Here is a 17,961-nt window from a genome sequence, read left to right as displayed (position 1 = left end):
GGGAGTCGGGTGAGTGGCCCATGGGGGTCGTTGGTGGGTTGGGGTCAGTGGGGGCGTACGGAAGCGTTGGGAGGGGTGTGGTGATGCGAGGAGGCCGCATGGGCGGTGGGGTGTTGGTCGCTGGCACTACCTCGGATGCCGGGAAGAGTGTGGTGACCGCCGGGATCTGTCGGTGGTTGGCGCGCAAGGGGGTGTCCGTCGCGCCCTTCAAGGCGCAGAACATGTCGCTGAACTCGTTCGTCACGCGCGAGGGCGCCGAGATCGGCCGAGCGCAGGCGATGCAGGCGCAGGCCGCTCGCGTCGAACCCACCGCGCTGATGAACCCCGTCCTGCTCAAACCCGGCGGTGATCGCTCCAGCCAGGTCGTGCTGATGGGCAAGCCGGTCGGGGAGATGAGCGCCCGTGGTTACCACGGGGGGCGCCAGGAGGCCCTGTTCGACACCGTGCGGGAGTGCCTGGAGGAGCTGCGCGCCTCGTACGACGCCGTGATCTGCGAGGGCGCGGGCAGTCCCGCCGAGATCAACCTGCGGCGCACCGACATCGTGAACATGGGCATCGCACGGGCCGCCCGCTTCCCGGTGGTCGTGGTCGGGGACATCGACCGCGGCGGGGTCTTCGCCTCCTTCTTCGGTACGACGGCGCTGCTCAGCGCCGAGGACCAGGGCCTGGTCGCCGGTTACCTGGTCAACAAGTTCCGCGGTGACGTGTCGCTGCTCGAGCCCGGTCTGGAGATGCTTCAGCGGCTCACCGGGCGGCCGACGCTCGGCGTGCTGCCGTTCGCGCACGGCCTCGGCATCGACGAGGAGGACGGGCTGCGGGTGTCGTTGCGCGGCGCGGTCCGCGAGTCGGTGGTGGCGCCGCCCGTCGGTGACGAGGTGCTACGGGTCGCCGTGTGCGCCGTACCGCTGATGTCGAACTTCACCGACGTGGACGCGCTGGCCGCCGAGCCAGGCGTGGTGGTCCGCTTCGTGGACCGGCCCGACGAACTCCTCGACGCCGACCTGGTGGTGGTACCGGGTACCCGAGGGACCGTCCGAGCGCTGGCGTGGCTCCGCGAGCGCGGCCTCGCGGACGCGCTGGCGCGCCGGGCCGCCGACGGCCGTCCGGTACTGGGGATCTGCGGTGGCTTCCAGGTGCTCGGCGAGCACATCGAGGACGAGGTCGAGTCCCGCGCGGGCGCGGTCGACGGGCTGGGACTGCTGCCGGTCCGGGTGCGGTTCGCACGCGAGAAGACCCTAGCCAGGCCGGTCGGTGAGGCCCTGGGCGAACGGGTCGAGGGGTACGAGATCCATCATGGCGTCGCCGACGTCACCGGTGGGGCGCCCTTCCTGGACGGCTGCCGGGTCGGAGCCGTGTGGGGCACCCACTGGCACGGCTCGCTGGAGAGCGACGGCTTCCGGCGCGCCTTCCTGCGCGCGGTCGCGGCCGCCGCCGGGCGCCGCTTCGTGCCCGCGCCCGACACGTCGTTCGCCGCGCTGCGCGAGGAGCAGCTCGACCGGCTCGGCGACCTCATCGAGGAGCACGCCGACACCGGCGCGCTGCTCAGCCTGATCGAGTCCGGCGCCCCGTCCGGTCTGCCGTTCATCGCCCCCGGGGCGCCGTCATGACCGACCCGACCATCCCGCACGCCCTGACCGTCCCGACAGACCCCGCTTGTCCGCAACCGCCGGTGGAGGCTGTTTCGTGAGTAGTACCCCCTATCCCTTTACCGCCATCGTCGGCCAGGACGACCTGCGGCTTGGGCTGTTGCTCAACGCCGTGTCGCCCGCCGTGGGCGGTGTCCTCGTACGTGGTGAGAAGGGGACCGCCAAGTCCACCGCCGTACGGGCGCTTTCCGCCCTGATGCCCGAAGTCGCCGTCGTGTCCGGGTGCAGGTTCTCCTGCGATCCGGCCGCCCCGGACGCCGCGTGCCCGGACGGCCCGCACGAGGCCGCGGGCGGGCAAGGCGCCCGGGCCGCGCGCATGGTCGAGCTGCCCGTCGGGGCGTCCGAGGACCGGCTCGTCGGCGCGCTCGACATCGAGCGGGCGCTCTCCGAAGGCGTGAAGGCCTTCGAGCCTGGCCTGTTGGCGGACGCGCACCGCGGTGTGCTGTACGTCGACGAGGTCAACCTGCTGCACGACCACCTCGTCGACCTGCTGCTCGACGCCGCCGCCATGGGCGCGTCGTACGTGGAGCGCGAGGGCGTGTCCGTACGGCATGCCTCACGGTTTCTCCTCGTCGGCACGATGAACCCCGAAGAGGGCGAGCTGCGGCCGCAGTTGCTCGACCGGTTCGGGCTGACGGTCGAGGTCGCCGCGTCGCGGGAGCCCGACCAGCGCGTCGAGGTGGTGCGGCGGCGGCTGGCGTACGACGATGACCCGGCCGCCTTCGCCGCTCGCTGGGCGGATGAGGAGGGCGCCCTGCGGGCGCGCGTCGTGGCGGCGCGTGCGCTGCTGCCCTCGGTGCGTCTCGGGGACGACGCGCTCCGGCAGATCGCGGCGACCTGCGCGGCCTTCGAGGTCGACGGAATGCGCGCGGACATCGTGATGGCCCGTACCGCCACCGCGCTGGCCGCCTGGGCGGGGCGTAGTGACGTGCTGGCCGAGGACGTACGGCAGGCGGCGCTGCTCGCGCTGCCGCACCGGCGGCGCCGCAATCCGTTCGACGCGCCGGGGCTCGACGAGGACAAGCTGGACGAGACGCTGGAAGAGTTCGCCGGTCAGGGTGACGGCGACGGCGGGAACACCAGCGACAGCGACGGGGACGGCGGGGACGACGACCCGGACGGTGGCGGCGGTCCCGGTGGTGGCGGGCAGTCGCCGCAAGGTGGCCCCGACGTGCCGCCGCAGGGCGAAGCCCCGGCCCAGGAGGAGACTCCGGCTCAGCCCGACACTCCCGCGACGCGGCCCGAGGCCGAGCCCAGGGCCGAGTCCGAGTCCGAGGGCTCCGGCGACGCTCAGGTGCCATCCGGTGCTGGTCAGCAGTCCCCCGTAGCCGCCGCCGAGCCGTTCCGCGCGAAGCTGCTCAGCGTGCCCGGCATGGGCGCGGGCGCCGCCGGGCGCAGGTCGCGGGCCCGTACCGAGCACGGCCGTACGACCGGTGCGCACCGCCCCCAAGGGGCGCTCACCAAGCTGCACCTGGCCGCCACCGTGCAGGCCGCCGCGCCGCACCAGCGGGCGCGCGGGCGGGTGGGGCGCGGCCTCGTCGTCCGTCGGGACGATCTGCGGCAGGCCGCGCGCGAGGGCCGCGAGGGCAATCTGGTGCTGTTCGTGGTGGACGCCTCGGGCTCGATGGCGGCCAGGCAGCGGATGGGCGCGGTGAAGGGTGCCGTGCTGTCGCTGCTCCTGGACGCCTACCAACGGCGGGACAAGGTGGGCCTGGTGACGTTCCGCGGCAAGGACGCGGAGGTGGCGCTGCCCCCGACGTCGTCGGTCGACGCCGCGGCGGCCCGGCTTGAGCTGCTGCCGACAGGCGGGCGGACGCCGCTGGCCGCGGGCCTGCTGAAGGCGCGTGAAGTGCTCCGGATCGAGCGGCTGCGGGACCCCGCGCGGCGGCCGCTGATGGTGGTCGTGACAGACGGCAGGGCGACGGGCGCGAGTACGGGTACGGGAGCGGGCGCGGGCGGGCTCTCCGGTGATCCGCTGGCGCTCGCACGCCGCGCGGCCCGCCTGCACGCCGCCGAAGGCACCGCGTCGGTCGTCGTCGACTGCGAGTCGGGCGTCGTACGCCTCGGACTCGCCCCACAGCTCGCGGGCGACCTCGGCGGCCCCGTCGTCACGCTCGACGAACTGCGCGCCGAGTCGATCGCCGGACTCGTCAGAGACGTACAGCAGGACACACCCCGTACCTCACATACCCCACGCACAAGGAGCGCCGCCTGATGCCCCAAGGACAGCCTGCCGTCGTGCCCCAGGACGGTCTCACCACCCGCCAGCGCCGCAACCGCCCGCTGGTCCTCGTGCACACCGGTATCGGCAAGGGCAAGTCGACGGCCGCCTTCGGTCTCGCGCTGCGCGCCTGGAACCAGGGGTGGCCGATCGGGGTGTTCCAGTTCGTCAAGTCCGCGAAGTGGAAGGTCGGCGAGGAGAACGCGCTGAAGGTACTCGGCGCCTCCGGTGAGGGCGGCAGCGTCAACTGGCACAAGATGGGCGAGGGGTGGTCGTGGATTCAGCGCGCCCCCGCCGAAGGGGAGCTCAGCAACGAGGAGAAGGCCCGCGAGGGCTGGGAGCAGGTCAAGCGTGACCTGGCCGCCGAGACATACCGGCTGTACGTACTCGACGAGTTCGCCTACCCGATGCACTGGGGCTGGATCGACCCCGAGGAAGTCGTGTCCGTGCTGCGGGACCGGCCAGGCACCCAGCATGTGATCATCACCGGCCGTAACGCGCCGCAGCAGTTGATGGACTTCGCGGACCTGGTGACGGACATGTCCAAGGTCAAGCACCCGATGGACGCGGGCCAGAAGGGCCAGCGAGGCATCGAGTGGTGAACAGCGTGGTCAACAGCGCGGCGAACATCCCCCGGCTGGTCATCGCGGCGCCCTCGTCGGGCAGCGGCAAGACCACCGTGGCTACGGGCCTGATGGCGGCGTTCTCCGAGGCGGGGCTCGCCGTGTCGCCGCACAAGGTCGGGCCCGACTACATCGACCCCGGGTACCACGCGCTGGCGTGCGGCCGCCCTGGGCGCAACCTCGACGCGTACATGTGCGGTACGGACCAGATCGCGCCGCTGTTCGCGCACGGAGCGGCGGGCTGTGACCTCGCCGTGGTCGAGGGCGTGATGGGGATGTTCGACGGGGCCAGCGGGCAGGGCGAGTTGGCCACGACCGCGCAGGTGGCGAAGCTGCTGCGGGCGCCGGTGGTGCTGGTGGTCGACGCGTCGTCGCAGTCGCGGTCGGTGGCGGCGCTGGTGCACGGCTTCGCGTCCTGGGACCCCGAGGTGCGGATCGGCGGGGTGATCCTCAACAAGGTGGGGTCGGCCCGTCATGAGGAGCTGCTGCGCTCGGCGCTGGACGAGTCGGGGGTGCCGGTCCTGGGGGCGCTGCGGCGCGCTGAGCGGGTGGCGACTCCCTCACGGCACCTGGGTCTGGTGCCGGTTGCCGAGCGGCGGGCGGAAGCCGTTGACTCCGTAGGCTCGTTGGCCGCGCAGGTACGGGCCGGATGTGACCTGGACGCGCTGCTCGCGCTGGCGCGCGGCGCGCCGCGGCTCGACACCGTGCTGTGGGACCCCGCCGTGGGTGGCGCCAGCGTCGGACCGGCTGGTCCGCGCCCCGTCGTCGCCGTCGCCTCCGGCCCCGCCTTCACCTTCGCCTACGCCGAGCACGCCGAGCTGCTGGCCGCCGCCGGTGCGGAGGTGGTGCCGTTCGACCCGCTGCGGGACGAGGAGTTGCCCGAGGGGACGGCTGGGCTCGTCATCGGCGGGGGGTTCCCCGAGGTGTACGCGCCCGAGCTGTCCGCCAACGAGCCGCTGCGCAAGGCCGTGGCGGAGCTGGCACGCTCCGGCGCGCCGATCGCCGCCGAGTGCGCGGGTCTGCTGTATCTCACGCGGTCCCTGGACGGGAAGCCGATGTGCGGGGTGCTGGACGCCGAAGCGCGGATGTCCGAGCGGCTGACGCTCGGGTACCGGGAGGCGGTCGCGGTGTCGGACAGCGTGCTGGCGGCGAACGGCACTCGGCTGCGGGGGCACGAGTTCCACCGTACGGTGATCGATCCCGGCGCGGGCCCGAGCCCGGCGTGGGGGATGCACACGCCTGAGCGGCGCGTGGAGGGCTTCGTACAGGGGGGTGTGCACGCGAGCTATCTGCATACGCACTGGGCGGCGTCGCCCGGCATCGCTCACCGGTTCGCGCAGAGATGCGCGGAGAGGGACGCGGAGAAGGGCGCTGAGGGGTGCGCGGAGAGGGACGCGCGGGTGTGAGCGGGGAGTTGGTGGTCGGGGAGCTGGTGGTCGGGGTCGGGGCCCGTCAGGGCGTCTCGGTCGACGAGGTCGAGGGGCTGGTGCGGGAGGCCCTCGCGGACGCGGGGCTCTCGCCGCAGGCCGTCGGCGCGCTCGCGACGGTCGATGCGAAGGCCGCTGAGCCGGGGCTCGTCGAGGCGGCCGCACGGCTCGGCGTTCCGCTGCTGACGTACCCGGCCGACGCGCTAGACCGGGTCGTCGTGCCGAACCCGTCCGACGCGCCGCTGGCTGCCGTCGGCACGCTGTCGGTCGCCGAGGCCGCCGCCCTCGTCGGCGGCGGCGAACTCCTGCTGCCGAAGCGGAAGTCCACCCCCGAAGGCCGGACCGCGAGCGTCACCTGCGCCGTGGCGCGGCGCCCGCCGCCTGGCACGCACCCGGACAGGAGCACCCCGCCGCCCATGAAGCCCATCATGAACACGCCTGCTGACACCCATGATCTGCGCCACCACGGCGACGCCGAGGTGCGCGGCGCGGAGTTGACCGATCTCGCGGTCAACGTCCGCGAGGGCACCCCGCCCGGCTGGCTGCGCGAGCACATCGCCGCGTCACTGACCGGACTCGCGGCCTACCCCGACGGGCGCGCGGCGCGGGCGGCCGTGGCGGCCCGGCACGGGCTGCCGGTGGAGCGGGTGCTGCTGACGTCGGGCGCGGCGGAGGCGTTCGTGCTCATCGCCCGCGCCCTGGACGCGCGGCACCCCGTGGTCGTGCATCCACAGTTCACGGAGCCCGAGGCGGCGCTACGCGACGCCGGACACCGCGTCTCGCGGGTGCTGCTGGACGCGGCGGACGGCTTCCGGCTCGACCCGGCCGCCGTGCCCGATGACGCGGATCTGGTGGTGATCGGCAATCCGACCAACCCGACGTCCGTACTGCACCCGGCCGGTCTGATCGCCACGTTGGCCCGTCCCGGGCGGACGTTGGTGGTCGACGAGGCGTTCATGGACGCGGTGCCGGGTGAGGTCGAGGCGCTGGCCGGGCGGCAGGATCTGCCGGGGCTGGTGGTGCTGCGCAGCCTCACCAAGACCTGGGGCCTGGCGGGGCTGCGGATCGGCTATGTGCTGGCCGGTCCGGAGACGATCGCCGCGCTGGAGCGCGCCCAGCCGCTGTGGCCGGTCTCCTCGCCCGCGCTGGCGGCGGCCGAGGCGTGTATGACGCCCCGCGCGCTGGCCGAAGCGGCGGACGCGGCCCGGCGGACCGCGGCGGACCGGGCCCAGCTGCTCGCCGGGCTCGCGGAGTTCGACGAGGTGTCTGCGGTGGGTCCGGCGGCCGGGCCGTTCGTTCTCGTACGCCTGGGTCATGCCGCCGAGGTACGGGAGCGGTTGCGGGGGCTGGGGTTCGCGGTGCGCCGGGGGGACACGTTTCCGGGGCTCGGCGCTGACTGGTTGCGGATCGCGGTCCGCGACCGGGCGACGACCGGAAGGTTTCTGCGGGCGCTGGACCGGGCTCTGACCGTGGTCGGCCGGTGAGCCGCCTGCCTCAGAGCCTCTCCTGAGCGGAGGGGGACGAGGCAGGCGGCCCTGCGCGCGTCAGCCGCGGCGGCGGCCCCGGGCCAGGAACAGCCCGCCCGCGGCGACCAGGGCGACCGCCCCGCCCGCGAGGTACGGCGTCTGGGAGCTGCCGCCGGTCGCGGCGAGGTCCTGCTGCTCGACGGTGGGCTCGACGGGTGCGGCGGATGACTGAGGCCGTGCGTCGCTGGAGCCCTCGGTGTCGTCCGGCTTCGTGTCGTCCGGCTTCGTGTCGGACACGGGCTGCTCGGGCTTCGGCTCCGTCCTGGGCTCCGTCTTGGGCGCCGCGGGTGACGCGCACGTCGCGCCCGCCAGCGTGATGACGCCCTCCACCTCAGCGACGTTCAGGTTCAGCGGGTTCAGGGCGACTTTCAGTTCCAGCGCGGTGGCGGCGGCCGTACGGGACGTGGTCTCGGTCTTGGACAGGTCGAGCCGGACCTCGCCGACGCCGGGGACCTTGACTTCGGTGGTACCGCCTGCGGTGAGCGTGACCTTCTTGCCCAGCACGGTCACCGCGCCCAGCACGTTGGACTCGGCGACCGGCTGCTTGCCCGCCTCGCAGACCGCCTTCGAGGTGACCTTCTCCACCTCGATCAGCGAGAGCAACGGCAGCCCGGGCACCTGCACCTTGGCCCGCGCGAGGTCGGTCCGACCCACCGCCTGGTGCCGGTCGACGGTGGCCTTGGCGGTAGCGACGTCGGCGCGCAACACGCTGATCGGGCGCCCCTTGTCGACGCCGTCGAGACGTACCGTCAGTGCCGTCTTCTCGGCGCTCTGGGGTGCCCGCACCTCGTTGAGCGAGGCCTTGAGCGGCACGTGGACGGTCTTGCTGAGCAGGGAGACATCGAGTCCGGCTCGGAGGACGACCGCGCTCGCGGTGCCGTCGCCGTCGCCCGTGGCATGGGCGGGTACGGCTCCGGCGAGGGCCGCGGGACCTGCGGCGACTGCCGTCACGGCCACGATGGTGGCGAGACGGCGTGCGGGCATGCGGAAGACGTTGCTGTTCAAGGTGGTGGAACCCCCACAAGAGACTTTCGACAGAAGTCGCGCCCTCCGCGCCCGCGGGGACTCGCGGGCAACGGCGGCGTCGATGCGGGAATCTTTACGCACGGAGAGTGAACTGTCAGTAACCCGGCGCCAGTTCACTCCAACGGGGCGTTTCCGCCCTGACATTCGAATATTTCGGCACCTTCGTTCCCTTCCGTCACCCCAACAGCCGACGTGACCCGAACACGCCGGTTGACGTACCCGGAGCGCGGCATTGGACGCTAACGAGCTACCGCGCTCCGGCGTCACGGTCTGTCAACGCGGCTGCCAGTCGCCGAGGTACCTCCTCCTGGTGTGCTCCCGCGCCCCGGCGTAGGACAGTTGGGGACGGTTGTCGGGTACGAGGATGTGGGCGCCCGGCCCCTTGTTGGCGTACTCGGCGAAGCGCTGCTCCTGCCACGGGTACGCGTCGCGCATGTTGGTGTACGGCGCCGTGGCATCGATCCCCGCGCCCAGCAGCGAGTCCCGTACGACCAGCGACGGCCAGGCGCTGGCGTCCGACGACGGCGCCCACGGGCGGGCCAGCTTGTACGCGCCGTCCGGTGCGCCGGAGGTGACCCGGCAGCGCACGGCGAGGAAGCCGTAGGGCGTGGCGCGGGCTGTGGACGGGGCGAAGACCATGCCCTTGGGGGTGAAGCCGACGTCCCGGTCCAGGGTGTGCAGACGGCAGTGCTCGAACACCGCCGTCGCCCGCCCGAAGACGAAGTCCACGTCACCCTCGACGTAGCAGTGCGCGAAGTACTGCCGGGCGACGAGGGCCGCGCCCCGGGTGTCCGCGTACAGCGTGTCCTGGTGACCGAGGAACCGGCAGTGGTGGAAGGCCGAACGATCCCCCATCACCTTGAGGGCGACCGCCTGGGTGCCGGTGATCTCGGGGTGGTCCGCGCGGAGCCAGTCGTTGGCGAAGGTGATCCAGCGCGCCGTGAAGCCGTCAGGCCGGATGGTGGCGGTCGCCGATCCGGTGGTGCCGTAGGTGCGTCCCGAGCCGTCGGGCCGGGGGGTGCCCGCGGCGTTGTCGTAGACGATGACCGTGTCGCGCGGGTTCTCGCTCGCGCCGATCAGCGTGAGGTCCTGCTGGGCGGTGCCGATGCTCACCGTCTCGCGGTACGTGCCGGGCGCGATGACCAGCGTGTACCCGGTGCCGTTCACGGCGTTCACCGCGTCCACGGCGGCCTGGACGGTACGGAAGTCACCGCGTCCGCCCGGGTGGACGTACCGGGTGAGCGGGGAGCGGCGGGCGGCGGGGGACCCGTACCGGCCGAAGGGGCGCGGCGGGGTGCGGTGGCTGCTGGCGTCGGCGTCGGCTTGGGCTTGGGCTTGCGCGGAGTTCGCCAGACCGAGGCCCAGTCCGGCGGCCAGTGTGGCGCCGCTGCCCGCAAGGAGCAGCGAGCGGCGGGAGAGCTGGGCGTCGGTCACTTGAGCCTCCCCGCTCCGGCGCCCTTGCGGACCTTCTTCGGCAGGCAGGCGGGGTGGTCGACGTGGGTGCGCAGTGCGGGGGTCCAGCCCGCGCCCTCGGTCAGCTGCTCGTCGGGCACGCCCGCGTTGTGTACGGCGATCAGGTCGGTCTTGCGGCCGTTGACGTAGTTGTTCTCGGCGGTGAGCGGGGAGTCCTTCCACTTTTTCAGAATCCGCGCGGGGTCGACGTGCCCGGCGAGTGTGAAGGCGTTGTGCTCGGCGACTAGTCGCGACTCCTTGCCGATGCCGTAGCTGTAGCCGTAGACGCTGCCCCGGGTGGCGACGAAGTGGTTGTTGTACGAGTCGACCTGACCGAAACGGACGCGCGGGGCCCGCTCGTTGAGGTCCTGGAACAGGTTGTGGTGGAGGGTGACGCGCAGCCTGCCGCGGTCGCCCTCGGCGACCTTCTCACTGTCACTGTTGCCGATCAGCATCGTCTTGTCGTGGTCCTTGAGGACGTTCCAGGAAACGGTGACCAGGTCGGCGCCGCGGACGATGTCGATCAGGCCGTCGTGCTGCTGGTAGAGCTGGCCGTAGTACGAGGGAGCCGCGCTGTCGGGGTAGCGGCCGTCGGTGAACGTGTTGTGGTCGAGCCAGACATGAGTGGCGTTGTAGACGACCACGGCGTCGTACTCGGAGTTCCAGGCGCCCTTCGAGCCGTCCGTGGGGTCCCACTGAGGGAAGCAGTCGATCGCGCTCTCGACGGTGAGGTTGCGCAGGATGACGTTGTCGACGTCCTTGATCTGCAGGCTGGCGCCGGTGATGCCCGCCTTCTTGCCGACGCCGATGATGGTGGTGTTGGAGGGGATGAACGCCTTGATGGCGGCACTCTGGACCTTGGCTGATGCGTCGCGCAGGTCTTCCTGTTCGCCGCTGACGGGGTTCTCGTAGCCCCAGGTTTCCGGGTCGTAGTCGGCGAGGTACTGGTCGAAGTCGTAGCCGTCGGCCTCGAAGGCCGCGCAGCCGGACGCCGTCGCGGTGGCCGTGGCGTCCAGCATGCCCACCACCTTGATGATCTTCGGGGCATCGCCTCCCTTGGCCAGCGCGTCCTTGAACTCGACCCAGGTGGTGACCGTGTGGACCTGTGAGGCGTCGGCGTCGGCGCCGCCGGTGGTGCCGGAACCCGCGGCGGCCCAGCCGTCGTTGGCCGCGAGCACCTGGCGGGCCGGGTCCTTGCCCTTGGCCGAAGGCGAGGCTGAGGCGGGGGCGGCGGCCAGGGCGCCGAGGGCGAGTGAGGCACAGCCGATCAACGATACGACGCGTACATGACACTTATGGAAATGCATTGCGGCTCCTTCTCGTGACGAAACGAGGTGCTACGGCTAACGGGGTGCTACGACTGCGGCCAGGTGATCCAGGACTCGGGGATCTCGTCGTTCAGGCGCCGGACGTCCGCCGGGGCGAGTACGCGCTGCTCCACCAGCTCCGCCACGACCATGCGGGCGACGGCGATCGCCCCCGGCGGGTTGAAGTGGGTGTTGTCCTGTTCGCTCTCGGTCCAGTTGAAGTACCTCTTGGTCTCCTCGACCCCGAGTTTCTGCCAGAGGGCGAGCGACAGCGCCTGGACGTCGACCAGCGCCACCCCCTCCCGCTCGGCGAGGGCGCGCATCGCCGCCGGGTAGTCGCCGTGGGTCTCCCGGGCGTTGCCGTCGGCGTCGAAGCGCCTGCGCTCCACGGAGGTGAGCAGCACCGGCCGGGCACCACGGGCCCGCGCCCCGTCCAGGTACTGGCGCAGGTGGTCCTGGTAGCTGGTCCAGGGGTCGGTGAAGCGGTCCGGGTCCGCGCTCTTGGCGTCGTTGTGGCCGAACTGGACGAGGAGCAGGTCGCCCGGGGAGATGGCGTCGAGGATCGGGGTGAAGCGGCCCTCGTCGAGGAAGCTCTTCGAACTGCGGCCGTTCACCGCGTGGTTGGACACCTCAAGGCGGCGGGGGCCGCGCGCGTGCAGGAAGAACGGCAGGGCCATCCCCCACCCCGTCTCGGGCTCCGCGGGGGCGTACTTCTGAGCGGCCGTGGAGTCGCCCGCGATGAACAGGGTGCGCATCCGGCGGCGCCTCTCCTTGGGGTACGAGTCGGTGGCAAGGGTGTCGGGGAGGGTGTCGGCGAGGGCGGCGGGCGCCACGGCGAGCGCGAGTGGAAGGCCCGCGAGCGCCGCGACGACCTGCCTGCGGGAGTGGGTCACTTCTGCTGGTCCTTCCACTCGGCCTGGCCCTCGTTCAGCTGCTTGGCGAGGGAGTCCAGGAAGTCCTTCGGGGACTGCTTGCCGAGCAGCACCTTCTGGAAGGCGGGCTCGTTCTCGGCCTTGGAGATGGTGTTCCAGTCCGGCAGGTAGTACGGCAGCTGCACGATGGTCGTGCTGCCGTCGTTCAGCGCGTCGGCGGCCAGCTTGGTCGGCTCGGCCTTGGTGATCCACGCGTCCTTCGCGGCGTCCTTGTGGGCGGGGATGGCGCCCGCCGACTCGTTCCACTTGCTGTTGGACTGGTGCGACGCGGCGAACTCGATGAACTTCCAGGCCGCGGCCTTGTTCTTGCTGGACTTGAACAGGCCCAGTCCGTCAACGGGGTTGGACACCTGCACCCGGCTGCCGTCCTCCAGCGTGGGCTGCGGGATGCCGCGGAACTTCTTGGTGCCGAGCGCCTTCACATGGTCCTGGTACGAGCCCAGGTTGTGGTTGAGCATGCCGATCTCGCCGCTGTCCCACTGGGCGACCATCTTGGTGAAGTCGTTGTTGAGGTCGGCCTCGGGGGTGACCTTCTTGTACAGCCCGACGTACTTCTCCAACGCGGCCACGTTCTTGGGGTCGTTGATCGTCGTCTTGTCGCCCGACTCGTCCCAGAACGAGGTGATGCCGGACTGGCCGTACATCGCGTCCAGTGCCTGGGCGATGGAGCCCGGGCCGCCACGGATGGTGTAGCCGAACGCGTTGTTCTTCCGGTCCGTCAGTTTCTCGGCGGCGGCGTAGAACGCCGACCAGGTGGACGGCTCGTCCAGCGAGGCCTTCTTGAACAGGTCCGTGCGGTAGTACAGGACGCCGTTGCTGGCGGAGGTCGGCACCGTGAAGGTCTTGTCCTGACCGCCCGCGACCTTGACGGACTCCAGCATGCCGTCGTTCAGCTTGCCGTCCAGGGCGCTGCCCTTGAGCCTGCTGTCCAGCGGCTCCAGGGCGTTCTGCGCGGCGATCCCGGCGAGCATCGCCGCGCCGACGCCGCCGACGTCGGGCAGTCCGCCGCCCTGGATCGAGGTGTTGTACTTGGACTGCACCTCGGTCGACGCGACCGGCACGTACTTGACCTTGATGTCGGGGTGCTCGGCCTCGAAGTCCTTGATGATCTCCTTCCAGACGTCGGTGCGGACACCGCCGTTGTTGTCCCAGAAGGTGATCTCCCCCTTGCCCGAGCCCTCGTCGCCCTTGTCGCCCGCGCTGCCGCTGCCGTCGTCACCACAGGCGGCGGCGGTCAGGGCCAGGGCGGTGACCAGGGAGAGCGCGGCGGAGGTACGGCGACCCCTGCTGCTGCGGAAGATGGTCATGATCGGCTCTTCTCTTCTCGTTGCGGGTGTCGTGTCGTTGATCCGGTCAGGGCGTGATCCGGAAGTGTGTGAAGGTGGCGGCCGACGGCGGGCCGTCCCCGGGTGGCGCGGTGGCGAACAGACCGAGCAGGGCCCCGACCCAGCGCCACGGTGTGGCGGCGAAGACCTCCCCGGACGGCGTCCAGCCGCTGCCGGTGTCCGCGCCGAAGTGACAGCGCGCGCCTTCCGTGACCTCGATACGGAGTCGGGCCGAGCCGTCCGGAGCGGACCGCGCGGCCGCGGCGTCCCGCTCCCGCTCCGCGCCGGTCTCGGCGAACCGGTGGACCAGCCGCACCGTTCCGTCGGCGTCGCGCTGGAGCCCGATCCAGCTGAACGCGTCGCCCAGTACGGCGAGTCCCGCCCGGGCCCCGGCCGCCGTGCCGTCCAGCCGGATGCCCACCTCCGCCGTGAAGCGCTCGGCGGGCAGCCGCTGCACCAGTACGTGCGGCAGCCGCCGCAGGTCGTGTGCCTGGCCGGACGGTACGCAGCTGAGCCGCAGCCCGTCCCCGGCGTGCCGGGCCGTCCAGCCGGGCCGTGGGTTCGCCGTCCACTGCCACTGCGGCCCGTACCGGCCGCCGGGGAAGTCGTCGTCGGTGGCGGGCGCCGCTACCGGCTGCCGGGGCAGGCCCGGCTTGGGGTGTACGGCGACGGGCTCGCCCGCGTCCCCGATCACCGGCCACCGGTCCTCGCCCCAGCGCATCGGCTGGAGATGGACGACCCGCCCGTACGCGCCGCGCGCCTGGAAGTGCAGGAACCAGTCATCGCCCGCCGGGGTGCGCACCCAGCCGCCCTGGTGCGGGCCGTTGACCGGCGTGCCACCCTGGCGCAGAACGACGCGGGCCTCGTACGGGCCGAAGAAGTCCCGTGCGCGCAGGGCTCCCTGCCAGCCGGTCTCCACTCCTCCGGCCGGGGCGAAGATCCAGAAGTGGCCGTCGTGCCGGTAGAGCTTGGGGCCCTCCAGCGTGAACCAGCCCGGGATCTGGTCACCGTCGACGATCGTCCTGCCGTCGTCGAGGAGCCCGCGCCCGTCCGGGCTCATCCGGTGGCCGGTGAGCCGGTTCTTCACCCCGGACCGTGACTTCGCCCAGGCATGGACGAGATAGGCCTCGCCGCTCTCCTCGTCCCACAGGGGGCACGGGTCGATCAGCCCCTTGCCGGGTTTCACCAGGTGCGGGGTGCTCCACGGGCCCTGGATGGCGGGGGCGTTGACCTGGTAGACGCCGTGGTCGGGGTCACCCCAGAAGATCCAGAAGGTGCCGTCGTGGTGGCGCAGCGAGGGCGCCCACACCCCACGGTCGTGCTGGGGCTCGGTGAACTCCTCCTCGGGGACGAGGCGTTCGACGGCATGGCCGACGAGGGTCCAGTTGACCAGGTCGCGGGAGTGCAGCAGCGGCAGTCCGGGGGCGCGGCCGAAGCTGGAGGCGGTCAGGTAGTAGTCCTCGCCGACGCGGAGCACGTCGGGGTCGGACCAGTCGGCGTTCAGGACGGGGTTGCGGTAGGTGCCGTCCCCGAGGTCGGCGGTCCAGGGGCGGCGGCTCACGGCTCGCTCACCGCCCGCCGTACGAGGTCGGCCGCCGCGTCCCGGTCCAGGCGGCCGTCGGCGATGACCGTGATGACCCGGCGGGTCAGTGTGGTGCCCGCGTCGATGGTCGTGCGGCGCGCGTGGGCGAGCGAGGAGCCGACGCCCGGGTACTCGGCGGCGCGGACGAACCAGGGGTCGCGGCGGGTCTGTTCGTCTCCCCCGGCGAAGACCAGGGTCCAGCCGTCCCCGGCGAGCGCCACCCAGTCGGCTGCCGACTCGTGCGCCGCCGCCTCGCCCTCGGTGTGCGCCGTGAACACGGCGGGCGGCCGCTGCTCCTTGGGCGCGCGCCAGAAGAAGCCGCCGTAGGCCGCGCCGGGCCTGCCATTGGTCGCTGGGCTGCCGAGTGTGAGCGGGCCCTCGGTGGCGTTGCCGAGCGCGAAGGTGAAGTCCAGGGCCCAGGCGTCAGGGTTCAGTTCACGGGCGACGAGGGCGCGCCGTTCCCGCAGCAGCCGGGTGCCGTCCGCGGTCCAGTACAGCTCCTCCACGAACCCGTCCGGGTCCTGTACGGGGAAGGCCTGGTGGTGCTGGGCGCCGTGGTTGTCCAGGGCTACCGGCCCCTGGTCGCGGACGAACGTACGCCCGCCCCAGAAGTTGCGGCCCTCGACGTCGGGCACCGCCACTCCCGCGCCCAGGTGGTGTGGATGGTCGTCGGGGGTCAGCTCGGTGACCCGGGTGCCGCCGAGTGTGGTCACCGGGTGCAGATACGGGCGGGGCGCGTGCGCGAGGTCCAGCGCCGCCCGGTAGACGTAGCGGCCGACGGGTCGTCCGTCCAGGCGCAGGGTGAGGGAGTCGGTCATCGGGTGGCCCCCTTGGGGTCGCGGGTGGCCCAGGGGGCGCCGAGTTCCGAGTAGAGGGAGAGCGTGTCGGCTCCGGCGGTGACGAGGTCGTCGATGCCGTGGACGACGCGGCGCCGGGCGCCTTCTCCGGGGACCTGGTGCCAGGCGTCGGCCGGGAGCGGCCGGGGATCAGGCGACTGTCGAATCGCTTCGACCACCTGCATGAAGGCACCCGTCACCTCGGCCGGAACCAGGAGTTCCGCGCGGCCCGCCAGGTGGTCGACGAGGTTCTCCAGCAGGTCGACGCGCCCGTACTGGATCTCCTCGGGGCCATGGCCCGCGCGCTGGAGCAGCACGCGGTCCTCGGTGTACCAGAAGGTGATCCGGCCGGTGGTGCCGTGCGCGATGACGTACGGGGCGCGGTTCCGCTCGGCGCACAGTGTCGCGGTGACCGTGACGTCGGTGCCGTGTGCCCCGTGGACGCGGACGCAGGAGGTGTCGTCGGACTCGATGGCGTTGGCGCGGAACAGTTCGGCCGTCACGCCGATGACGTCGGCCGCGCGGGGGGTGCCGTTCAGGGCGAGTGCGGTGGCCACGGCGTGTGCCAGGGGGTTGGTGAGGACGCCGTCGATAACGTCGGTGCCGTCCAGGCGGCGGCGTCCGGCCCAGCGTGCACGCCGGTAGTACGCCTCGTCGCGCACCCAGGTACCGGCGCCGCCGACGCCGGTCAGCTCGCCGATGGCTCCCGAGGCGATGAGCTCGCGGATCGCGGGCAGGGCGCGCGAGCCGAGCGACTGGAAGCCGATCTGGCAGCGCACCCCGGCCTGTTCGACTCCGTCCAGCATCCGCTGGAACTCCGCCCGCGAGGGGGCGGGTGGCTTCTCCAGGAGGAGGTGCGCGCCATGGCGGGCCGCGGTGAGCGCGAGGTCGGTGTGGGTCTGGATCGGTGTGCACAGGACCGCGAGGGCGGCGCCGGTGGAGCGCAGCAGGCTGTCGAGGTCGGGCGACTGCTCCGGCGTGCCGAGTCCGGTGAGTTCGTCCGCGTCCAGCGGGTTGAGCTCGCAGACCCCGACGAGCCTCACCCGGCCAAGTCGCTGGAGCCGTTGGATGTTCTCCAGGTGGAAGCGGCCGTGGCCGCGGGCTCCCGCGAGGACGACGGGCAGAGGTTCGGTGGCCTGGGCGGCGGCGCTCATCCCTTCACCGCCCCTGCGCTGAATCCGGTGATCAGCCACTTCTGGATGAAGGCGAACACGATGACCACGGGCACAGCGGCGATGACGCCACCCGCCGCGAGTGCGCCGAGGTCGACGCTGTCCGCGCCCATCAGGGTGTTCAGGCCGACCGGGATGGTCTGCTTGTCCTGGTCGCTGAGGAACATCAGGGCGAACAGGAAGTGGTTCCAGCTGTGGACGAAGGCGAAGGAGCCGACCGCGATCAGGCCGGGCCGCAGCAGGGGCAGCACCACGGCGCAGAAAGCCCGGAAGCGCGAGCAGCCGTCGACCCAGGCCGCCTCTTCGAGGGTGTACGGCACGTTTTTGATGAAGCCACTGATCAAAATCATCGACAGCGGCAGCTGGAAGACGGTCTCGGCGATGACCACACTGGCCAGCGAGTTGATCATCCGCAGTTCGGCGAAGATCTGGAACAGCGGCACCAGCATCAACGCACCGGGGATGAACTGCGAGCACAGCAGCGCGAGCATGAAGCCGCGCTTGATACGGAAGCTGAAGCGAGCCAGCGCGTAGCCGCCCGCCAGGGCGACGAGCGTCGTCATCAGCAGCGAGGCGACGCCGACGATCAGGCTGTTCTGGAAGAAGAGCGCGAAGCTCCGCTCGTTCCACACCTTGTCGAAGTGCTCCAGCGTGATCGGCCAGGGCACCAGCGACGAGGAGCCCGCGGGGCGCAGCGCGAAGAGCAGCATCCAGTAGAAGGGAACGAGGGTGAACAGCAGATACAAGGAGAGCGGGACATACAGCTGCCAGCGCGGGACCTCGTCCCAGGCGCGCCGTTCGCGCCGGGTGAGGCGCCTGCCGGGCCCGGCCGGTCCGGTGGGTCCGGCGGGCGCGGCCGGTGGTGCGGTGGCGGTGTCCACCATGA

At 72.0% G+C, this 17,961-nt stretch carries 14 protein-coding genes; 5 read left to right on the top strand and 9 right to left on the bottom strand.

The annotated features are described in order from the left end of the window. The first annotated feature begins 98 nt into the window (after positions 1 to 98). The 5 genes from GCN81_RS11375 to cobC all read left to right on the top strand — a co-directional run bounded on the left by GCN81_RS11375 (position 99) and on the right by cobC (position 7,401). A complete protein-coding gene (locus tag GCN81_RS11375) occupies positions 99 to 1,607 on the top strand; it encodes a cobyric acid synthase (RefSeq protein WP_156724307.1) in 1,509 nt (502 codons plus the stop codon). Positions 1,608 to 1,683: 76 nt separating this feature from the next. Continuing rightward, positions 1,684 to 3,861: a putative cobaltochelatase gene (locus GCN81_RS11370; protein ID WP_156724305.1), complete on the top strand. Its 2,178-nt coding sequence runs from the start codon at positions 1,684 to 1,686 to the stop codon at positions 3,859 to 3,861. Further along, positions 3,861 to 4,469 carry a cob(I)yrinic acid a,c-diamide adenosyltransferase gene (gene cobO / locus GCN81_RS11365; protein WP_156724303.1) on the top strand — a complete coding sequence of 203 codons (609 nt, stop codon included), beginning with the start codon at positions 3,861 to 3,863 and terminating at the stop codon, positions 4,467 to 4,469. The genes GCN81_RS11370 and cobO overlap by 1 nt, the downstream gene beginning before the upstream one ends. Continuing rightward, positions 4,466 to 5,896 carry a cobyrinate a,c-diamide synthase gene (locus GCN81_RS11360; RefSeq protein WP_231626636.1) on the top strand — a complete coding sequence of 477 codons (1,431 nt, stop codon included), beginning with the start codon at positions 4,466 to 4,468 and terminating at the stop codon, positions 5,894 to 5,896. The genes cobO and GCN81_RS11360 overlap by 4 nt, the downstream gene beginning before the upstream one ends. Then, the gene (cobC, locus tag GCN81_RS11355; protein WP_231626634.1) at positions 5,893 to 7,401 is read left to right on the top strand and encodes an Rv2231c family pyridoxal phosphate-dependent protein CobC; all 1,509 of its coding nucleotides are present in this window, start codon (positions 5,893 to 5,895) and stop codon (positions 7,399 to 7,401) included. Before GCN81_RS11360 ends, cobC begins: the two co-directional genes overlap by 4 nt. 60 nt (positions 7,402 to 7,461) lie before the next feature. On the opposite strand, the gene GCN81_RS11350 is transcribed toward cobC, so the two are convergent. The 9 genes from GCN81_RS11350 to GCN81_RS11310 all read right to left on the bottom strand — a co-directional run bounded on the left by GCN81_RS11350 (position 7,462) and on the right by GCN81_RS11310 (position 17,959). After that, positions 7,462 to 8,448, bottom strand: coding sequence for an SCO1860 family LAETG-anchored protein (locus GCN81_RS11350; RefSeq protein WP_197287570.1), 987 nt, complete (start codon positions 8,446 to 8,448; stop codon positions 7,462 to 7,464). 294 nt (positions 8,449 to 8,742) lie between these two features. Then, complete coding sequence (locus GCN81_RS11345; RefSeq protein ID WP_156724299.1) at positions 8,743 to 9,903, bottom strand: pectinesterase family protein; 1,161 nt, start codon at positions 9,901 to 9,903, stop codon at positions 8,743 to 8,745. Further along, positions 9,900 to 11,228 carry a pectate lyase family protein gene (locus tag GCN81_RS11340; RefSeq protein WP_156724297.1) on the bottom strand — a complete coding sequence of 443 codons (1,329 nt, stop codon included), beginning with the start codon at positions 11,226 to 11,228 and terminating at the stop codon, positions 9,900 to 9,902. The genes GCN81_RS11345 and GCN81_RS11340 overlap by 4 nt, the downstream gene beginning before the upstream one ends. Positions 11,229 to 11,275: 47 nt before the next feature. After that, the gene (locus tag GCN81_RS11335; RefSeq protein WP_197287569.1) at positions 11,276 to 12,121 is read right to left on the bottom strand and encodes a rhamnogalacturonan acetylesterase; all 846 of its coding nucleotides are present in this window, start codon (positions 12,119 to 12,121) and stop codon (positions 11,276 to 11,278) included. Further along, entirely contained in the window at positions 12,118 to 13,467 is a 1,350-nt protein-coding gene (locus GCN81_RS11330) for an ABC transporter substrate-binding protein (protein WP_156724295.1), read from the bottom strand. The genes GCN81_RS11335 and GCN81_RS11330 overlap by 4 nt, the downstream gene beginning before the upstream one ends. Before the next feature lie 46 nt (positions 13,468 to 13,513). After that, positions 13,514 to 15,046: a glycoside hydrolase family 43 protein gene (locus GCN81_RS11325; RefSeq protein ID WP_156724293.1), complete on the bottom strand. Its 1,533-nt coding sequence runs from the start codon at positions 15,044 to 15,046 to the stop codon at positions 13,514 to 13,516. Then, positions 15,043 to 15,885 carry a DUF6807 domain-containing protein gene (locus GCN81_RS11320; protein ID WP_156724291.1) on the bottom strand — a complete coding sequence of 281 codons (843 nt, stop codon included), beginning with the start codon at positions 15,883 to 15,885 and terminating at the stop codon, positions 15,043 to 15,045. The genes GCN81_RS11325 and GCN81_RS11320 overlap by 4 nt, the downstream gene beginning before the upstream one ends. Next, positions 15,882 to 17,057, bottom strand: a complete 1,176-nt coding sequence (locus GCN81_RS11315; RefSeq protein ID WP_156724290.1) for a Gfo/Idh/MocA family protein — start codon at positions 17,055 to 17,057, stop codon at positions 15,882 to 15,884. Before GCN81_RS11315 ends, GCN81_RS11320 begins: the two co-directional genes overlap by 4 nt. Then, entirely contained in the window at positions 17,054 to 17,959 is a 906-nt protein-coding gene (locus GCN81_RS11310) for a carbohydrate ABC transporter permease (protein WP_156724465.1), read from the bottom strand. The genes GCN81_RS11315 and GCN81_RS11310 overlap by 4 nt, the downstream gene beginning before the upstream one ends. Positions 17,960 to 17,961: the final 2 nt, after the last annotated feature.

The organism is Streptomyces apocyni (assembly GCF_009739465.1).
Classification (GTDB): Bacteria; Actinomycetota; Actinomycetes; order Streptomycetales; family Streptomycetaceae; genus Streptomyces; species Streptomyces apocyni.
This window is presented reverse-complemented; position numbering and strand designations above follow the sequence as displayed.

Excerpts from the sequence above, each read along its gene's own strand:
- GCN81_RS11320 (WP_156724291.1), bottom strand. The coding sequence starts at position 15,885 with ATGACCGACTCCCTCACCCTGCGCCTGGACGGACGACCCGTCGGCCGC.
- cobO (WP_156724303.1), top strand. The coding sequence starts at position 3,861 with ATGCCCCAAGGACAGCCTGCCGTCGTGCCCCAGGACGGTCTCACCACC.
- GCN81_RS11310 (WP_156724465.1), bottom strand. The coding sequence starts at position 17,959 with ATGGTGGACACCGCCACCGCACCACCGGCCGCGCCCGCCGGACCCACC.
- GCN81_RS11340 (WP_156724297.1), bottom strand. The coding sequence starts at position 11,228 with ATGCATTTCCATAAGTGTCATGTACGCGTCGTATCGTTGATCGGCTGT.
- GCN81_RS11330 (WP_156724295.1), bottom strand. The coding sequence starts at position 13,467 with ATGACCATCTTCCGCAGCAGCAGGGGTCGCCGTACCTCCGCCGCGCTC.
- GCN81_RS11375 (WP_156724307.1), top strand. The coding sequence starts at position 99 with ATGGGCGGTGGGGTGTTGGTCGCTGGCACTACCTCGGATGCCGGGAAG.
- GCN81_RS11315 (WP_156724290.1), bottom strand. The coding sequence starts at position 17,057 with ATGAGCGCCGCCGCCCAGGCCACCGAACCTCTGCCCGTCGTCCTCGCG.